At 73.0% G+C, this 17,018-nt stretch carries 14 protein-coding genes; 4 read left to right on the plus strand and 10 right to left on the minus strand.

The window, feature by feature from the left end:
- Positions 1-636: 636 nt before the first annotated feature.
- Both ABZT74_RS18715 and ABZT74_RS18720 read right to left on the minus strand, forming a co-directional pair.
- Positions 637-1,305, minus strand: coding sequence for a response regulator transcription factor (locus tag ABZT74_RS18715; RefSeq protein ID WP_355876842.1), 669 nt, complete (start codon positions 1,303-1,305; stop codon positions 637-639).
- Entirely contained in the window at positions 1,302-2,474 is a 1,173-nt protein-coding gene (locus tag ABZT74_RS18720; RefSeq protein ID WP_356171091.1) for a sensor histidine kinase, read from the minus strand. Before ABZT74_RS18720 ends, ABZT74_RS18715 begins: the two co-directional genes overlap by 4 nt.
- 205 nt (positions 2,475-2,679) lie before the next feature.
- On the opposite strand from ABZT74_RS18720, the gene ABZT74_RS18725 reads away from it, so the two are divergent.
- Positions 2,680-3,102, plus strand: a complete 423-nt coding sequence (locus tag ABZT74_RS18725) for a hypothetical protein (protein WP_356171093.1) — start codon at positions 2,680-2,682, stop codon at positions 3,100-3,102.
- 97 nt (positions 3,103-3,199) lie between these two features.
- Here ABZT74_RS18725 and ABZT74_RS18730 read toward each other — a convergent pair whose 3' ends face one another.
- Positions 3,200-3,664: a DUF3017 domain-containing protein gene (locus ABZT74_RS18730; protein WP_356171270.1), complete on the minus strand. Its 465-nt coding sequence runs from the start codon at positions 3,662-3,664 to the stop codon at positions 3,200-3,202.
- Between the two features lie 322 nt (positions 3,665-3,986).
- The gene (locus tag ABZT74_RS18735) at positions 3,987-4,841 is read right to left on the minus strand and encodes a bifunctional methylenetetrahydrofolate dehydrogenase/methenyltetrahydrofolate cyclohydrolase (RefSeq protein WP_168531814.1); all 855 of its coding nucleotides are present in this window, start codon (positions 4,839-4,841) and stop codon (positions 3,987-3,989) included.
- Positions 4,842-5,106: 265 nt separating this feature from the next.
- On the opposite strand from ABZT74_RS18735, the gene ABZT74_RS18740 reads away from it, so the two are divergent.
- The gene (locus tag ABZT74_RS18740; protein WP_356171096.1) at positions 5,107-5,850 is read left to right on the plus strand and encodes an RDD family protein; all 744 of its coding nucleotides are present in this window, start codon (positions 5,107-5,109) and stop codon (positions 5,848-5,850) included.
- 131 nt (positions 5,851-5,981) lie between these two features.
- On the opposite strand, the gene purH is transcribed toward ABZT74_RS18740, so the two are convergent.
- Together purH and purN are read right to left on the minus strand one after the other, a co-directional pair.
- Complete coding sequence (gene purH, locus ABZT74_RS18745; RefSeq protein ID WP_356171098.1) at positions 5,982-7,571, minus strand: bifunctional phosphoribosylaminoimidazolecarboxamide formyltransferase/IMP cyclohydrolase; 1,590 nt, start codon at positions 7,569-7,571, stop codon at positions 5,982-5,984.
- The gene (purN, locus tag ABZT74_RS18750; RefSeq protein ID WP_355876858.1) at positions 7,568-8,188 is read right to left on the minus strand and encodes a phosphoribosylglycinamide formyltransferase; all 621 of its coding nucleotides are present in this window, start codon (positions 8,186-8,188) and stop codon (positions 7,568-7,570) included. The genes purH and purN overlap by 4 nt, the downstream gene beginning before the upstream one ends.
- Positions 8,189-8,562: 374 nt before the next feature.
- Between purN and ABZT74_RS18755 the strand changes: the two genes are divergently transcribed.
- On the plus strand, positions 8,563-9,492 hold the full coding sequence (locus ABZT74_RS18755; RefSeq protein ID WP_356436222.1) for a hypothetical protein: 930 nt from the start codon (positions 8,563-8,565) through the stop codon (positions 9,490-9,492).
- 206 nt (positions 9,493-9,698) lie between these two features.
- On the opposite strand, the gene ABZT74_RS18760 is transcribed toward ABZT74_RS18755, so the two are convergent.
- A complete protein-coding gene (locus tag ABZT74_RS18760; RefSeq protein WP_356436225.1) occupies positions 9,699-11,633 on the minus strand; it encodes a DUF6350 family protein in 1,935 nt (644 codons plus the stop codon).
- Between the two features lie 117 nt (positions 11,634-11,750).
- Here ABZT74_RS18760 and ABZT74_RS18765 point away from each other — a divergent pair, with 117 nt between their 5' ends.
- Positions 11,751-12,977, plus strand: a complete 1,227-nt coding sequence (locus ABZT74_RS18765; protein WP_356436228.1) for a helix-turn-helix domain-containing protein — start codon at positions 11,751-11,753, stop codon at positions 12,975-12,977.
- Between the two features lie 91 nt (positions 12,978-13,068).
- Here ABZT74_RS18765 and sucD read toward each other — a convergent pair whose 3' ends face one another.
- The 3 genes from sucD to ABZT74_RS18780 form a co-directional block, all read right to left on the minus strand.
- Positions 13,069-13,953, minus strand: a complete 885-nt coding sequence (gene sucD / locus ABZT74_RS18770; RefSeq protein WP_355876870.1) for a succinate--CoA ligase subunit alpha — start codon at positions 13,951-13,953, stop codon at positions 13,069-13,071.
- A 21-nt stretch (positions 13,954-13,974) separates the two neighbouring features.
- Positions 13,975-15,153 (minus strand): ADP-forming succinate--CoA ligase subunit beta, encoded by a 1,179-nt coding sequence (gene sucC, locus ABZT74_RS18775; RefSeq protein WP_355876873.1) that lies wholly within the window; start codon positions 15,151-15,153, stop codon positions 13,975-13,977.
- Between the two features lie 583 nt (positions 15,154-15,736).
- Positions 15,737-16,786, minus strand: coding sequence for a hypothetical protein (locus ABZT74_RS18780; RefSeq protein ID WP_356436231.1), 1,050 nt, complete (start codon positions 16,784-16,786; stop codon positions 15,737-15,739).
- Positions 16,787-17,018 lie beyond the last annotated feature (232 nt).

Raw genomic sequence — 17,018 nt, forward strand, 5'->3', positions numbered from 1 at the left:
CGCCGTGTCCGGCGGAGACGACACCGTCTCCGCCGGGTCCCCGTTCTGGCTACCCACAGGGATGCGCCCGGTCCGGTTTCCAGTTCCCGGAAAAGGGGCGCACGGGTGCATTCAGGCCGGGGCGGGCACCGTCGTGCGCCACCCGGACCACGATCCAGTGTTCCATCGACAGCCCGTACGAACAGGCCGTTCGGCGCACATCACCAAACTTGTCAACACATCGACACAACGAGGACACATGGGGGACCTCAGAGGCCACAGAAGCGGTCAGGAGCCGCAGGGTGGGCGACCGCTCCGGGACGCGGTCGGCGTCCGCGGGGTGCCCGCTCGCCCGCGCGGCGGACGATCCGGCGGGACACTCCCCCACCCGTCCCAACTGCCTTTCACACGGCTGAAGTCGGGCGGTTCCCGTAGCGGGGCGCGGACACCGTACCGGAACGGTCACTTCCGTGCCACAGGCAGAGGCCGACTGTTGAACGGGCCGCGCCCGGTGCACAAAGGTTGACCCCAGGCGGTCCACCCGCCCGATCGTGGCCCGTCCTTACTCGGGGGAGAGGACGGGCCGCTGTCGTACCCGGACCCGCCGTCCGCACCCCGCACTCCGTCTCCCGTCGCCCCTACCTGCCGGGCCCTCACTCATCGCCCCGGCGTGACGAGTCCCGTCTCGTAGGCGACGACGACGGCCTGCGCCCGGCTGTCCAGGGCGAGTTTGGTCATCGTCCGGTTGAGATGGGTCTTGACCGTGGCCTCGCTGATGTACAGGCGGTCGGCGATCTCCAGGTTGGACAGGCCGCCGGCGATGAGCTTGAGGACCTCGACCTCTCGGGAGGTCAGCGCGGCGAGGTCGGGCGGCGCCCCGGCGCCCGGGGCGGGGCCGGCCTGCCGGGCGAAGGCCTCGACGAGGCGGCGGGTGACGCTGGGGGCGAAGAGCGCGTCGCCACCGCCGACCGCGGCCACCGCGGCCAGCAGCCGCTCGGGCCCCGAGTCCTTCAGCAGGAACCCGGACGCGCCGGCCCGCAGGGCCCCGTACACGTACTCGTCCAGGTCGAAGGTGGTCAGGACGAGGATGCGGGGAGCGGGGTCGGCGGCCTCGGCGAGGATGCGTTCGGTGGCCAGGACGCCGTTCGTGCCGGGCATCCGGATGTCCATGAGGATCACGTCGGGCCGGGTCGCGGCGGCGAGCCGTACGGCCTCGTCGCCGTCCTCGGCCTCCCCGACGACCTCCACACCGGGCGCGGCGTTCAGCAGCCCGACGAGACCGGCCCGGATCAGGTACTGGTCGTCGACGACGAGCACTGTCGTCATGCCGTGGTCTCGTCCCCCCGCCGTGCGGCCCGCGCGGTGGCGGGCAGGGTCAGCCGCACGGCGAATCCCCCCTCGCTCCGCGGGCCGATGCTGATCGTCCCGCCGTAGAGCTTGGCCCGCTCGCGCATACCAATCAAGCCGTGTCCACCGCCGACCGGGAGTCTGTCCGGAATCACCCCCTCTCCGTCATCCGTGACCACGACCGTCATCTCGTGTTCCCCATAGCGAAGTTCGACGACGGCGGCCGCCCGGTCGGCGTGCTTGAGGATGTTGGTGAGCGCCTCCTGCACGACGCGGAACGCGCAGAGTTCGACGCCCGGGGCGAGCGGACGCGGGGTGCCCTCGACACGCAGTTCGACGGGGACTCCCCCGGCGCGCACCCGCTCGACGAGGTCGCCGAGCCGGGCGAGTCCCGGCATGGGCGCCTCGGGACCGCCGTCCGGGTCGCGCGGGTCCTCCTCGCGCAACACCTGGAGCATGCGGCGCAGTTCCTCCAGGGCGTCACCGCTGGCGTCCCCGATCGTGCGGAGGGCGGCGCGGGCGGTGGCCGGGTCGGAGTCGAAGACGAAGCGGGCGAGTCCCGCCTGCACGGAGACCACCGACATGTGGTGGGCGACGACGTCGTGCAACTCCCGTGCCATGCGCCCGCGTTCCTCGGCGACCTCGCGGCGGGACCGTTCGGCCTGTTCGGCGCGGAGTTCGCGGGCGAGTTCGGCGGAGCGCCGGGCCAGGTAGCCGAAGCGCCACAGGACGGCGGAGAAGACCAGCGCCTGTGCCACGACGGACGCCATGGCGTCGCTGTCGCTGACCACTCCGGCGTAGAGCCAGACGGCCACGAAGACGCCCGCGCACACGGCCGTGGTGCGGGCCTGCCGCACCGAGGCGACCGTGTAGAGGGCGAGCATCGGGCCGAACGTGCTCACCACCGGCCAGTAGCCCGCCGAGATGTACACGACGCCCGCGGCCTCCACGACGGCGAGCACGACGAGCGGCGCCCTGCCGCGCAGCGCGACCGGGAGATGCGCGAGGACGACCAGGACGTAGGCGGTGCGGTCGAGTGCGGGCCAGCCCTGGGCCACCGACTCCTGGCCGAGGAGTACGGCCACACACACCATCGCGAGAGCGGTCAGCGTGTCGACGGCGAGCGGGCGGGGCGGCCGGAAGCGCATCGGCGCAGCGTAACGCCGCGACACGGGATGGGCGTCAACCCAGCGCGGTACCACGGTGGTTGCAGGCATGCGGCCCGCTACCGCCCCTGGTGGGCGGGGAGTTCCAACCGGCGCGGGACGCGGGCCGTGGGCGGCGGCCCGTAGGTTCTGGGACACGACGGACCGGCCGACCACCGGACCGCATCCGAAGAGGGGAATCGGATCCATGAACACAAGGACCACGACCAGCACGACCAGCACGACCACCGCCGCGAACACGGGCCTCCGGGGCCGCGTGGCGGTCGCCCTGGCCACCGCCGCGCTTCTCGGCGGCGGCCTCGCCCTGGCCCCCGCGGCCACCGCCGCGGTGCAGGCGCCTGCGGCGGACTCCTGCACCCAGAGCTGGTCCATGTCCAGCGGCCAGGGCTACGCCAACGGCTGGTGGTGCAACTACGACACGAAGGTCACGGGAACGGTCCACGACACCAAGTCGGACGGCCGCTGCCCGTTCGTCCGCGGAAAGCTCACCAACGGCGGCCACGTCGACAGCAACTGGGCCGGCCCGAAGGGCGACTCCTCGCCCGTCACGCTGAAGGCGCCGAGCGGCACGTCGTTCTCGTCGCTGACGATGTCGTACATCGTCTGCTGACCGACCGCACCGCACCGACCACCCGAAAAGACCGGTGGCCCGTCCTCCCCGGGGAGAGGACGGGCCACCGGCACGTGCGCCCGCGTGAGGCCGCGGTTCAGCGGACCGTGAAGTGCAGGGTGTCGTCGAGGAACGGGATCACGAGCACCGGGTTCGGCTGGGCCATCAGCGCCAGCAGCACGATGGCGATGCCGAGGACGCCGTACGTGACCATGTCCGTGAAACGGGAGCGGACCGCGAGCATGCCCACGCTCGGCAGGATCCAGCGCATGACGGCACCCGCGATGAGCGCGGCGCCGATCAGGATCGTGCCGGCCCGGAACACGTCGAGCGCGGTGAGGAACAGGCCGAGTCCGACCGTCGACAGGACGGTGAGGATCGGCCACTGACGCGCGGGAGCCGGGGCGTCTCCGGACGCTGCCCGGCCACCGCCCTCGGGACGCGCGGTGTCCCGGGTGAACAGCGGGAAGCGCCGCGTGGTCCGCCGCGGCCTGCCCTCGGCGTCGGGAGCGCTGACCGCGTCCCGCACCATGGGCTCGGCGTCGGCGTCGGACCCGTCCACGGCCGCGTCGGACCCGTCCACGGCCGCGTCGGACCCGTCCACGGCCGCGTCGGACCCGTCCACGGCCGCGTCGGACCCGTCGACGGCCGCGCTCTCCGCCTCGTCCGGGCCGGACGCCCCTGCCTCAGCCGGGGCCGGAGCAACGGCCTTCGCCCCGGCGTCGGCGGCCCGCTCGGCGCGAGCCCCGTTCTCCGCTCCCGCAGCGGCCTCGGCGCGCGCGTCGGTCCGCACCGCGGACCGTTCGCCGGTACGGGTCTCGTCGTCGTCCGCCGTGCGCGCGCCGTTGGCGGCCGCGCCCTCGCCGGACCGGTGGGTTCCGCCGTCAGCCGACACTGCGCTCCGCCGCTTCCACCACGTTGACGAGCAGCTGGGCGCGGGTCATCGGGCCGACGCCGCCCGGGTTCGGGGAGATCCACGCGGCGACCTCGGCGACGTCCGGGTGGACGTCCCCGACGATCTTGCCCTCGGCGCTGCGCGAGACGCCGACGTCGAGGACGGCGGCGCCCGGCTTCACGTCCTCGGCCCGGACGAGGTGCGCGGAACCGGCCGCGGCGACGATGATGTCGGCGCGCTTGAGGTGCGCGGAGAGGTCACGGGTGCCGGTGTGGCACTGGGTGACCGTGGCGTTCTCGCTGCGCCGCGTCAGCAGCAGCGGCATCGGACGCCCGATGGTCACGCCACGGCCGACGACCACGACCTCGGCGCCCTTGATCTCCACGCCGTAGCGGCGCAGGAGCGTGAGGACGCCGTTCGGGGTGCAGGGCAGCGGGGCCGGCTCGTTGAGGACGAGGCGCCCGAGGTTCATCGGGTGCAGGCCGTCCGCGTCCTTGTCCGGATCCATCAGTTCCAGAATGCGGTTCTCGTCGATGCCCTTGGGGAGCGGCAGCTGGACGATGTAGCCGGTGCAGGCGGGGTCCTCGTTCAGCTCGCGGACCACCGCCTCGATCTCCTCCTGGGTGGCGGTCGCGGGCAGTTCGCGCTGGATGGAGGCGATGCCGACCTGGGCGCAGTCGCGGTGCTTGCCCGCGACGTACTTCTGGCTTCCGGGGTCGTCCCCGACCAGGACCGTCCCGAGGCCGGGCGTGACGCCCTTCTCCTTCAGGGCCGCCACGCGGACGGTCAGGTCGGACTTGATCGCGGCTGCGGTGGCCTTGCCATCGAGAATCTGGGCGGTCATGGCCCCATCTTCCCGGATGACGGGGCCATGGTTCCAATCCGGGGCACCCCCTGGACGCGGCGGGGCGGAACGGGCGGCCCGAGAGCGTGATCAACCAGATTGCGAGTGCACAACAGCTCATCTCACGAGCTGGACAAAATGCGCCCTTCCGATCACGATGAACGACGCAGTATCGCGGTCAGTGTTGGGGGGCAAACCGCTTGTAACGTCACGTTCCTCCGCGCAATCCGCTTCGTCCCCGCCTTTGCAACGGAGGAAATTCGCCATGTCTTTCGGCGCGCCGGACAACCCGTACGGACAGCCGCAGAACCCACCGCCGGGCTACGGCCATCCGCAGCAGGGACAGCCGCCCTACCCGCAGCAGGGCCAGCCCCCCTACCCGCAGGCACCGGGCGGCGTTCCGCAGCAGGGTTACGGCTACCCGCAGCAGGGCCAGCCCGGTTACGGCTACCCCGACCCGAACCAGGCCGGTTACGGCTACCCGCAGGGCCAGCCCGGCTACGGCTACCCGGCAGGACCCGGCCCGCGGGTCGCGTCGATGGGACGCCGGTTCGGCGCCCGCGCGATCGACGGAGCAGCCTTCTTCGTCATCTACGTGGTCCTCGCCTTCGCCGGCGTGGCCGGATCCGTCGGTGCCGCGAGGGACTGCGACCCGAACGCCGTGGACTACCAGACCTGCATGGACAACGCGGGTTCCGACATCGCCGCCAAGTTCGGCGCCGTGATCGGCATCCTCGCCGTCGTGGGGCTGCTCTACGAGTGGCTGATGACCGGTCTGGTCGGCGGCACCCTCGGCAAACTCGCCGTCGGCATACGCGTGGTGAAGGCCGACACCGGCCAGAAGCCCGGCCTCGGCGCCTCGTTCATCCGCTGGATCATCCCGCTCGTCGGCGGCATCGTCTGCGGCATCGGCCAGCTCGTCGTCTACCTGTCGCCGTTCTGGGACAAGTCGGGCCGCCAGCAGGGCTGGCACGACAAGGCCGCGAGCACGATGGTCATCCAGCACTGACGCTCACGACGGCCGTCGAGAACGGACCGGATGGTACGACCGAGGCCCCCGGCCCTCCCTGAGGAGGGCCGGGGGCCTCGGTCGTCGGCTGAGCACACAACGCCCAGCGCACATTGCTCAGCGCACGGTGCTCAGTGGAAGAAGTGCCGCGTCCCGGTGAAGTACATCGTCACGCCGGCCTTCTTCGCCGCCTCCACGACCAGCTCGTCGCGGACCGAACCGCCGGGCTGGACCACGGCCTTGACGCCCGCGTCGGCGAGGATCTCGAAGCCGTCGGGGAACGGGAAGAACGCGTCCGAGGCGGCGTAGGCGCCACGGGCGCGCTCGGCGCCGGCCCGCTCGACCGCGAGCTTCGCGGAGTCGACGCGGTTGACCTGGCCCATACCGACGCCGACCGAGGCACCGTCCTTGGCGAGCAGGATCGCGTTGGACTTCACGGCACGGCAGGCACGCCAGGCGAAGGCCAGCTCGTCCAGCTCACCCTGACTCAGCGCGTCACCGGTCGCGAGGGTCCAGCTCGCCGGGTTGTCGCCGTCGGCCTGGAGCCGGTCCGTGACCTGGAGCAGCGCGCCGCCGTCGACGGGCTTGATCTCGACCGGAGCGGACGGCGCGTTGTGGGCCCGCAGCACGCGGATGTTCTTCTTCTTGGTGAGGGCTTCGAGCGCGCCGTCCTCGTACTCGGGCGCGACGATGACCTCGGTGAAGATCTCCGCGACCTGCTCGGCCATCTCCTTGGTGACCGGGCGGTTGACCGCGATCACACCGCCGAACGCGGACAGCGGGTCGCAGGCGTGCGCCTTGCGGTGCGCCTCGGCGACGTTCGACGCGACCGCGATGCCGCACGGGTTGGCGTGCTTGATGATCGCGACGCAGGGGTCCTCGTGGTCGTACGCGGCACGGCGCGCGGCGTCCGTGTCCGTGTAGTTGTTGTACGACATCTCCTTGCCGTGCAGTTGCTCCGCCTCGGCGAGGCCACCGGTGCCAGAGGTGTAGAGCGCGGCGGGCTGGTGCGGGTTCTCGCCGTAGCGCAGCGTGTGCGCGCGCTCCCAGGTGGCGCCGAGGAAGTCGGGGAAGCGGGACTCGTCGACCGGCGCGTAGTCGGAGGCGAACCAGGAGGCGACGGCGACGTCGTACGCGGCCGTGTGCTGGAAGGCCTCGGCGGCGAGGCGCTTGCGGGTCCGCAGGTCGAAGCCGCCGCTCTGGACCGCGGCGAGGACGTCGCCGTACCGGTCGGGGCTCGTCACGACGGCGACGGAGGGGTGGTTCTTGGCGGCGGCGCGCACCATCGAGGGGCCGCCGATGTCGATCTGCTCGACGCACTCGTCGGGGGTCGCCCCGGACTCGACCGTCTCCCGGAACGGGTACAGGTTGACCACGACCAGGTCGAACGGCTCGACGCCCAGCTCGGCCAGCTGCTCCCGGTGGCTGTCGAGACGCAGGTCGGCGAGGATGCCGGCGTGGACCTTCGGGTGCAGCGTCTTGACGCGGCCGTCGAGGCACTCGGGGAAGCCGGTCAGCTCCTCCACCTTGGTGACGGGCACACCGGCCGCGGCGATCTTCGCGGCGGTGGAACCGGTGGAGACGAGCTCGACGCCGACGGCGTGCAGCCCGCGGGCCAGCTCCTCGAGTCCCGTCTTGTCGTACACGCTGACGAGCGCGCGCCGGATGACCCGCTTGGTGCCCTCGGTGCTCTCGGCCGTGACTGTGCTGTCGGCGGTCACTGGATAACTACCTTTCGTCCCTCAATGCGATAGCCGTTGCGGGCGAGCCGCCCCACGACATCGACGAGCAGGCTTCGCTCGACTTCCTTGATGCGCTCGTGCAGAGCGCTCTCGTCGTCCTCGTTGCGGATCTCGACCACGCCCTGGGCGATGATCGGTCCGGTGTCGACGCCGTCGTCGACGAAGTGGACGGTGCAGCCGGTGACCCGGGCTCCGTACGCGAGCGCGTCGCGGACGCCGTGGGCGCCGGGGAAACTGGGGAGCAGTGCCGGGTGGGTGTTGACGAACCGTCCGCCGAACCGGGCGAGGAACTCCTTCCCCACGATCTTCATGAACCCGGCGGAGACGACGAGGTCGGGCTCGTACGCGGCGGTCGCCTCGGCGAGCGCGCGGTCCCAGTCGTCCCGGCTGCCGTGGTCCCTGACCTTGCGGACGAAGGTCGGGAGCCCGGCGCGCTCGGCGCGGGCGAGCCCCTCGATGCCGTCCCGGTCGGCTCCGACGGCCACGATCTCGGCACCGTAGGCCGCGGGGCCCGCCTCCGCGACGGCGTCGAGCAGTGCCTGCAGATTGGTGCCTGATCCGGAGACCAGCACGACGAGGCGCTTGGCCTTGGCCACGACGGGGCCCTTTCTCGGGGGAGCGTTTGTACGGTCGTACGAATGCTTCGCGCCCCGGGATACGGGGAAGTCTACGAAGCGGCCGACCGTCAGCAACGATACCGGCACACCGGGCGGCCCCCACGGGACGGGGGCGGGGCCGGAAGGTAGCGTCTGGGGAGGATCCACCCGGGAACACCGTCCGGCGCGGGGAACGCCCTGCGCACACGGGACGTTGACCTGGGACGAGCACCACCACGCACGGGGCAGCCGGCCCCGGTACCACCAGTTGCACCCGCACCGGAAACGCCCGGGGCGCGCGCCCGGGGGCCCGGAGCCCGCTGCCGTGCGCACACGCCGCCCGCCAGAACCACCAAGGGGAAGACGCTCACCTGATGCCGGACCGCAGTCTCCGACTCCCTCCGCTCCTGCTGCGCGAGCGGCGCCCTTCGTCCACCCCGCCCAGGTCGGGAGGGGACGGCTCCGCAGGCGGCGGCCCCGGCTCCGCGGGCGGGAACGGCAGCGGCTCGGCAGGGGGAAGCGAGGGCGGCACCCCGGACGAGCACGGCCCCGACACCCCGGACACTCCCCCGTCGGGCCCGGCCGATCTCTCGAAGCCGTCGAAGCCGTCGGGTTCCCCGGACTCCGACAACCCGTTCGCGCCGCCGCCCGAGGGGACGCCCGACCGTCCCTGGCAGCCGCGCCGGCACGGCCAGGGCTCCGAGCAGAACGGCGAGGGTGACGAGGGCGGCCAGGACGGGTCCGGACACTCCCCGTGGAGTCACTGGAGCGACCGGCAGCCCGGTCCCTCCAGCGGCGGCGGCTTCGGCGACCGGCCCGGAGCACCGCAGGGCCAGAACACCCCCGAGGGCCAGAGCGGCCCCGGCTCGAACATGCGCTGGGACCCGACGGACCCCTCCCAGCGCCGCGCCCGCTATGCGCTGCTCTCCGGCATGTGGGCGTTCTTCTTCGCGCTCTTCAGCTGGCCGTACGTGGCGCTGCTGCTCGGCGCGCTCGCCCTGTACTGGGGTGTCAGCGCCCTCCGCGGCAAGGCCCGTGTCCCGGCCCCGGACGCTCCGGCGCCCGATCAGCCGGCCCGCCCCCAGCCGGCCGCCTCGACCGCCCGCCCGCAGACGACCGCCGCGGTGAGCGGCCTGGTCACCGCCTCGCTGGCCATCCTGATGGTCGGCGCGACGTTCACCGCCCAGCTCGTCTACAGCGACTACTACTCCTGCACGAACGACGCCCTGACGAACGCGGCGAAGAAGTCCTGCAACGACCTGCTCCCCAAGGAGCTGCGCGGCGTGCTCGGCACCAGCGACTAGTTCCGCGCGCCGGGTCGTCCCGGAGCACCGAAGCGACGGGCCGGCTCCCCTCTCGACGAGGGGAGCCGGCCCTGTCCGTTCACCCGCCCCATCTCTCCTGACCGGCCCTCAGCCGGTCGGGTCGTCAGCCGGGTCGGGCAATCGGGCGGGTCGGGCAATCCGGCTGGGTCAGACGATCGGGCGTGTCAGGCGATCCGGCAGGCGTCTCAGCCGGTCTGGTCCGCGCCGCCGGTGTTCTCGCTCCCCGTGTGGCTGAGGCCGTCCGGGTCGAGGTGGTCCGCGTCGCCCCCGCCGGACGGTTGCGCGTCGTCCCGGGTGGACGGGGGCGCGTCGTCCGGAGCGGGCCGGTGCGGATCGTCCCCGGCGGGCCGGTGCGCGTCGCCGCGGCCGGACCGGAGGGCGTCGGCGGCGTCGTTCCTGGCGGCGTCGGCGTCGGCGTCATTCGAGACGTCGGCGTCGGCCGGAGTCTCGGTCCCGGCCGCCTTTCGCAGGGCCGCCCAGCGCTCTTCCCGGGAGGTGTCCGCGTGCCACGCCTCAGGGATCGCCTCGCCGGGCAGGAAGTCGTACGGCTCCAGGTCCTCGAGGACGGACTCCAGCACCGCCGGCTCCACACGCTGCGCGGATCCGGTCCGGGCGGGCGGCGACGGGGACGGAACAGGCGTCGGGACGGCCGCAGATGACGGAGCGGACGCGTCCTTCGCGCGCCACGGCGTCCACGCGGGCATCCGCAGCCGGGGAATCCGGGCGAAGCGGGGTCCGGCGAGGCGGGGTGCCGTGCTCCGGGGAGTGGCCGTGCGCTCCGGCGTCGGGGCGCCCCGGCCCTTCCACGCGCGGACGCCCACCGCGACGGGAATCCCGACGGTCGCCGTCCACAGCGCGGCCGCCGGTCCCACCTGCCACCACACCGGCCCGAAGTGCGCCAGGGCGGCCACGCCGAGCGGGCCTCCGGCGAGCCCGGCGAGCAGGCCGAGCACGACACCGCACAGGCCGGCCGCGAGAGCCACGACGGACACCGTCCGACCGCGTGACCAGGGCTCGTCCCGGCCGCCCGTCCCGCGCGCGGCCCCCGCCTTCACCGCGAACCACGCCACCGTCACCCCGGCGGCCACCGGCACCACACCGCTCACCCAGTTCAGTGGCTCCCCCGAGCCCGCCCCGGGCACCGCCGCGAGCAGCGGGAACGCGGGGAGGAGATCGGTCGGGCCGTGCGTCCCCGAGGCCGCCCCGGTGAGCGGACCGGCCACATGGCCCGCGGTCAGGACGACGCCCGGCCCGAGCCCGTACGACGCGCCCCACACGGCCGCGTTCGGGACCAGCGCGAGGCAGAGCAGCAGGACGGCGAACCGTCCGGACCACACGCCGGTGAGCTGGAGGAACGAGCCGCGGGCCGCTTCCCCGTGCCACACCAGGGACACCGCCACCAGCAGCGCCCCGCCTCCGACGAGGACGGCGGCCCCGGCCGCGGCGGCCCGTGCTGCTCCGCCGAGCACCCGGTCGTCGTCCCCGGCGACGAGACGCCGTACGCCGGAGGAGGGACCCGACCGGGTGAACGGCGCGGCGTCCACGGCCCGCCTCAGCCACAGCGGCAACGGCCCCCAGGGACGCCCGTACGCCGTCCAGATCCCCGCCCCCGCGGCGCTCGCGGCGAGGAGGGGGAGGCAGACCACGGCCCACAGCAAGGAGGGGCGCAACGCGCCGCCCGAGGCGTAGATCGCGGCGGCCCAGCCGACGGACAGATAGCCGGCCACGACGCCGGCCCAGGCCGTGCGCGGCGACGCCTCCGACGTGACGTCGGCCGCCTCGCGCGCGGCCCGGTGCAGCAGCCAGGCCGGGAGGGCGAGCAGCAGGAGCGGGGTCACCCCCACCGGCATCCCCGCACCGGACAGGGTGTCGGTGCGGATCAGCTCGACGCCGTGCGCGAGGAGCCAGAGCGCGGCGGCGACATGGAGCGCTCCGTCCGGCCCGCTGTCCGGGTAGGGCGAGCTGATCCACAGCACCATGACGAGGACGGCGAACGAGCCGAGTCCGAGCCCCGCGGCGAGGGCGCCACCCAGGAGGCTGGCGGCCAGTCCGGGTGATCTGTCGCGCATCCGGGTGAGCAGGGGCGACAACGAGAGCCTGCGGTCGGTGATTTGAGTCACGCACGTCATGCTCCCAACGACACGCGCTTTCTCGTCGTAACAGGCGAACCCCCGATGTGTCGCTCAATATGCAGTTATGTACTTTTTCGTACGAAAGGGCGCTCTGTGGGATCCGACATGACACAGGGCTCCGCCACCCCGCTGCCCGCGCCGAAGGAGCGCCGCCGCCTGCGGGAGGCCCGGGCGTTGACGCAGGCGGAGCTGGCGGCCCTGATCGGTGTCAGCCGGTCGACGGTGCGCTCGTGGGAGACCGGCCGCACGACACCGCGCGGCCGCAAGCTGGAGGCGTACGTGAGGCTGCTCGGCGTAGCGACGACCCTTTCGGACGACGCGGTGAACAGCCGTCAGGAAGGCTCCGTACCCGCCCTGGTGGGGGCGGCGACGCCACCGTCCCGGGAGGCACACGCCTCCGAGGACCGGACGGCCGAGGGCCCGGAGCCCGCCGAACCCGTGGACCTGGCCGGCATGGACGGGGACGCGGACGTGCAGCGGGTCCGTGAGGGTGAGTGGGGCGGCGCCGACGAGGACTCCGGCGTCCGCGAGCCGTCACTGACGCCCGCTCAGGCCTTCGACGCGCTCTACGCGTTCGCCGCCCCCGCCCTCGTACGGCAGACCTATCTGCTGACCGGACGGCGCGAGCTGGCCCGCGAGTCCGTGGAGCGGGCCTTCCAACTCGCCTGGTACCGCTGGCCCGAGGTGGCCGTGGACCGGGACCCGGCCGGCTGGGTAAGGGCGACGGCGTACGAGTGGGCGCTCTCCCCCTGGCACCGGCTGCGCCCGCGCTACCGGCACCCCGAGGCACCGCCCGCCGGCGCCTCCGACCGCGCCCTGCTCGACGTCCTGCTCCATCTGCCGCCCGTCTACCGACGCACGCTGCTCCTGTACGACGGTGTCGGTCTCGGGCTGCCGGAGACCGCGGCGGAGACGGAGGCGAGCACGCCCGCTGCCGCCAACCGGGTGCTGCACGCGCGCGAGGCCGTCGTGGCCCGGCTGCCCGAACTGGCGCTCCCGGAGGACCTGCACCGGCGGCTCACCGAACTCGCGAGCACGGAACGGCTGCGCGCGGCGAAGCCCCGTACCGTCCGCGATCACGGCGAGCACCGCGCCCGGCAGTGGACCCGCGCGGCCATCGCGTTCACCGTCCTGCTCATGGCCGTGACGGCGCTGACACTGCGCACCGCCCCGGACCACTACGAGGCGCCGCTGTCCCCGCCGGAGACCATCCACGGTCTGCCGCCCCGCTCCGCGCCCGGCCCCCTGTCCGACGAGGAACTGGTCCTGCGCGCCAAGCTGAGGTCCGAGACGTCGAGCGGCCCCGAGCGGATCGTCCCCGATGTCCGCTGACGTCCGGGCCCCTGAGCCGCGGTGACCGGAAACGCCGGTGGGCCCGCACCCTGAGGTGCGGGCCCACCGGCGTGTGTGCCAGTACGGCAGCTCAGCCGGCGAGGATCTCGCGGGCCAGCTTGGCCGTCTCGGTCGGCGTCTTGCCGACCTTGACACCGGCGGCCTCGAGGGCCTCCTTCTTCGCGGCGGCCGTGCCGGAGGAGCCGGAGACGATGGCGCCGGCGTGGCCCATGGTCTTGCCCTCGGGCGCGGTGAAGCCCGCGACGTAGCCGACGACCGGCTTGGTCACGTTCTTCGCGATGAAGTCCGCGGCCCGCTCCTCGGCGTCGCCACCGATCTCGCCGATCATGACGATCAGGTCGGTGTCGGGGTCGGCCTCGAACGCGGCGAGCGCGTCGATGTGCGTCGTACCGATGACCGGGTCGCCACCGATGCCGACGGCGGACGAGAAGCCGATGTCACGGAGCTCGTACATCATCTGGTACGTCAGCGTGCCGGACTTCGAGACCAGGCCGATGCGGCCCGGCTTCGTGATGTCGCCCGGGATGATGCCGGCGTTGGACTGGCCCGGCGTGATGAGACCGGGGCAGTTCGGGCCGATGATGCGGGTCTTGTTGCCCTTCGCCTTCGCGTACGCCCAGAAGGCGGCGGAGTCGTGGACCGCGATGCCCTCGGTGATGACGACCGCGAGGGGGATCTCCGCGTCGATCGCCTCGACCACGGCGGCCTTGGCGAAGGCCGGCGGCACGAAGAGGACGGACACGTTGGCGCCCGTCTTCTCCATCGCCTCGGCGACCGTGCCGAAGACCGGGATCTCGGTGCCGTCGAAGTCGACGGACGTGCCCGCCTTACGCGGGTTCACACCACCGACGATGTTGGAGCCGTCCGCGAGCATGAGCTTGGTGTGCTTCATACCCGTGGCACCGGTCATGCCCTGGACGATGACCTTGCTGTCCTTGTTCAGGAAGATAGCCATGGCTGTTTAGTCCCTCGTCCCTTACTTCGCAGCCGCGAGCTCGGCGGCCTTGTCGGCCGCGCCGTCCATGGTGTCCACGCGCTGGACCAGCGGGTGGTTCGCGTCCGAAAGGATCTTGCGACCCAGTTCGGCGTTGTTGCCGTCGAGACGCACGACGAGCGGCTTGGTGACTGCCTCGCCCTTGTCGGCGAGCAGCTGGAGCGCCTGGACGATGCCGTTGGCGACCTCGTCACAGGCGGTGATGCCACCGAAGACGTTGACGAAGACGGACTTGACGTCCGGGTCTCCGAGGATGATCTCCAGGCCGTTCGCCATGACAGCGGCGGAGGCGCCGCCGCCGATGTCGAGGAAGTTGGCCGGCTTCACGCCGCCGTGGTTCTCACCGGCGTACGCGACGACGTCGAGGGTGCTCATGACGAGACCCGCGCCGTTGCCGATGATGCCGACCTCACCGTCGAGCTTGACGTAGTTGAGGTTCTTGGCCTTGGCGGCGGCCTCGAGCGGGTTGGCCGAGTCCTTGTCCTCGAGCGCGGCGTGGTCCGGCTGGCGGAACTCCGCGTTCTCGTCCAGGGACACCTTGCCGTCGAGCGCGATGACCTTGCCGGAGGCGACCTTGGCGAGGGGGTTGACCTCGACGAGGAGGGCGTCCTCCTTGATGAAGGTGTCCCACAGCGTCACCATGATCTCGGCGACCTGCTCGGCCACCTCGGCCGGGAACTTCGCCTGGGCGACGATCTCGCGGGCCTTCTCGATCGAAACGCCTTCGTTGGCGTCGACCGGGACCTTCGCGAGGGCCTCGGGGTTCTCCTCCGCGACGACCTCGATCTCCACGCCGCCCTGAACGGACGCCATGGCGAGGAAGGTGCGGTTGGTGCGGTCGAGGAGGTACGAGACGTAGTACTCCTCGACGATCTCGGGCGCGGTCTCGGCGATCATCACCTTGTGGACCGTGTGGCCCTTGATGTCCATGCCGAGGATGTCCGTCGCGCGGGCGACGGCCTCGTCCGGGGTGGCGGCGAGCTTGACGCCGCCGGCCTTTCCACGGCCACCGACCTTCACCTGCGCCTTGATGACGGACTTGCCGCCAAGACGCTCGGTCGCCTCGCGGGCTGCCTCAGGCGTGTCGATGACTTCACCGGCCAGCACCGGTACACCGTGCTTGGCGAAGAGGTCCCTCGCCTGGTACTCGAACAGGTCCACGCGCGTCCGTCCCTATCAGTGATCTCGCGGTTCGTTGTCTGCGTGGGCGTGCCGCGAAGGGCAACGTGACGTCCGCTGTCACAAGGGTGGCGCACACGGTGTCCGAGCGCGCGGCATGTCCGTCCGGCAGGTTATCGCCGCAGGACGCGGGTCCCTAAATCGCAGATCACACCTGAGCGGTGATACCTGTCACAGATCGGGCCGGACGGGGCCCCACCAAGCTGGGGTTTGCCTGGTGGGGCCCCTCTGACGGCCCCGAAGGGCCCAGGGCGGACGGCCCCCACCCCAATGGGGACCGTCCGGCCCTTCCGCGGGGTTACGGCCCGAGGGATCCGGTGGATTCCGGCCCTCCGGCGCATGGCCCCGCGGAAGCGGATGGTCTGTCGCCCGACGGTTCCGCCGGCGCGGCGCGGTGCGGTGCGACAGGCGTGCGACGCCCGGACGGATGTCGCGCGGCCGCGATACTCCGGACGCCGTAAGGGCTGTACGAGCCCTCCGGGTCGTACGAGCCGTCCGGGGAACCGCGGGCCGGGGTGTCCGCGCACGCTGTCCGGCCGCGCGTCCCCGGCTGCGGGGTGCGGAGCTAGCCGGGGAAGACGGGGATGTCCCGGTACCGGTCGCCGGTGCCGGACGCGGAGGTCGCGGTGGAGGTGCCGCGCGCGAGGCGCTGGGGGGCCCGGTGGCCCGGGGTGACGGCGGGGACCTCCGCGTGCCGGGGGGCCGTGTTGTCGAGGGCGGACTGGCTGCCCGTCGCACCGCTCGCTCCGCCGGGAGGCGCCTTCGGGCCGGAGACCGGACCGACGCCTGCGCCGTCCGGGCGACGGCGAACCCCCTCGTCCCCGTTCCGCGCACCGAGCCGGCCCGGCAGATACGTCGGCTCCCGGGTCGCCGCGACGGCGGGACCGGTCGAGGAGGCGGCGTCCGCCACTACGCCGGGCCGGCCGCCGGACCGGCTGTCCAGGGCGCCGCGCTCCACCTGCGGGGCTCCGGCCCGCGGGGTCCCGGCCTGCGGCGGATCCTGCGGGACGACCGCGGGGAGCGTCGGGAGTACGGGAGTCTCCGGAACCGCCGGGAGGGCGGCCCCGGGAACTGCCGGAAGGGCGGGAAGGTGCGTCGGCGGGAGGTCCTGGAGAACGGGGAGCGCGGAGAGCACGGGCAGCCTCGCAAAGGACGCAAAGGCGCCCGACGGGGTCGACGGTCCGCCATTCAGCACAGCGGCGAGAGCACCGGCGGGCCGCCCGACGGCTTCGGTGACCGGTCGCACGACGGCCGCCCGTACCGGCCAGGCCGGTTCGCGGACCGACCCCACACCCCGGGGGACCGCCCGCTCGGCACCCTCGGTCACCGGCCGCGGCTCGACGGCGCGGCCCGCGTGCGTGCTGCCGGGAGGCGTGCCCCGACCCGAGTCGGCCTGCCTACCTGTGCGCGTACGGGGCGAGGCGGACGGCGACGCTGTCGCGCCGGTCAACTGCTCGTCGTCGGCGTCGACGTGGGTGCCGACGCCGGTGAGAGAGAGCGGGGCGGTGTCGGTGAGGGAGAGCGGGGCGGCACCTGTCGCGGGCCGGGGGACGCTCGCGGCCTGCCCGGTCCGGTGGGCCGGGTTCGGGAGACGGTCCGGCGCGGTGCGGGTCACGGAGACGGTCGGGGCCGGGGCCGGTGTCGCATGCGAGGTGCGCGTCCCGGTGAGGGCGCGGACCGGTGCCGGATGGGTCAGCCGGATCGGGTGCGCCGGCCCGTCGGCGGCGTGCGCCTGTCCTCCGAGGAGGAACCCGAGCGCGGACAACCCGCCGGCCAGCAGAACCCCTTGGAGCGCACGCCGACCGGCCGCGCCGCGCGCCGGGCGCGGAACAGCACCCGACGATGGC

This window comes from Streptomyces sp. NPDC005302 (genome assembly GCF_040607345.1).
GTDB lineage: Bacteria > Actinomycetota > Actinomycetes > Streptomycetales > Streptomycetaceae > Streptomyces.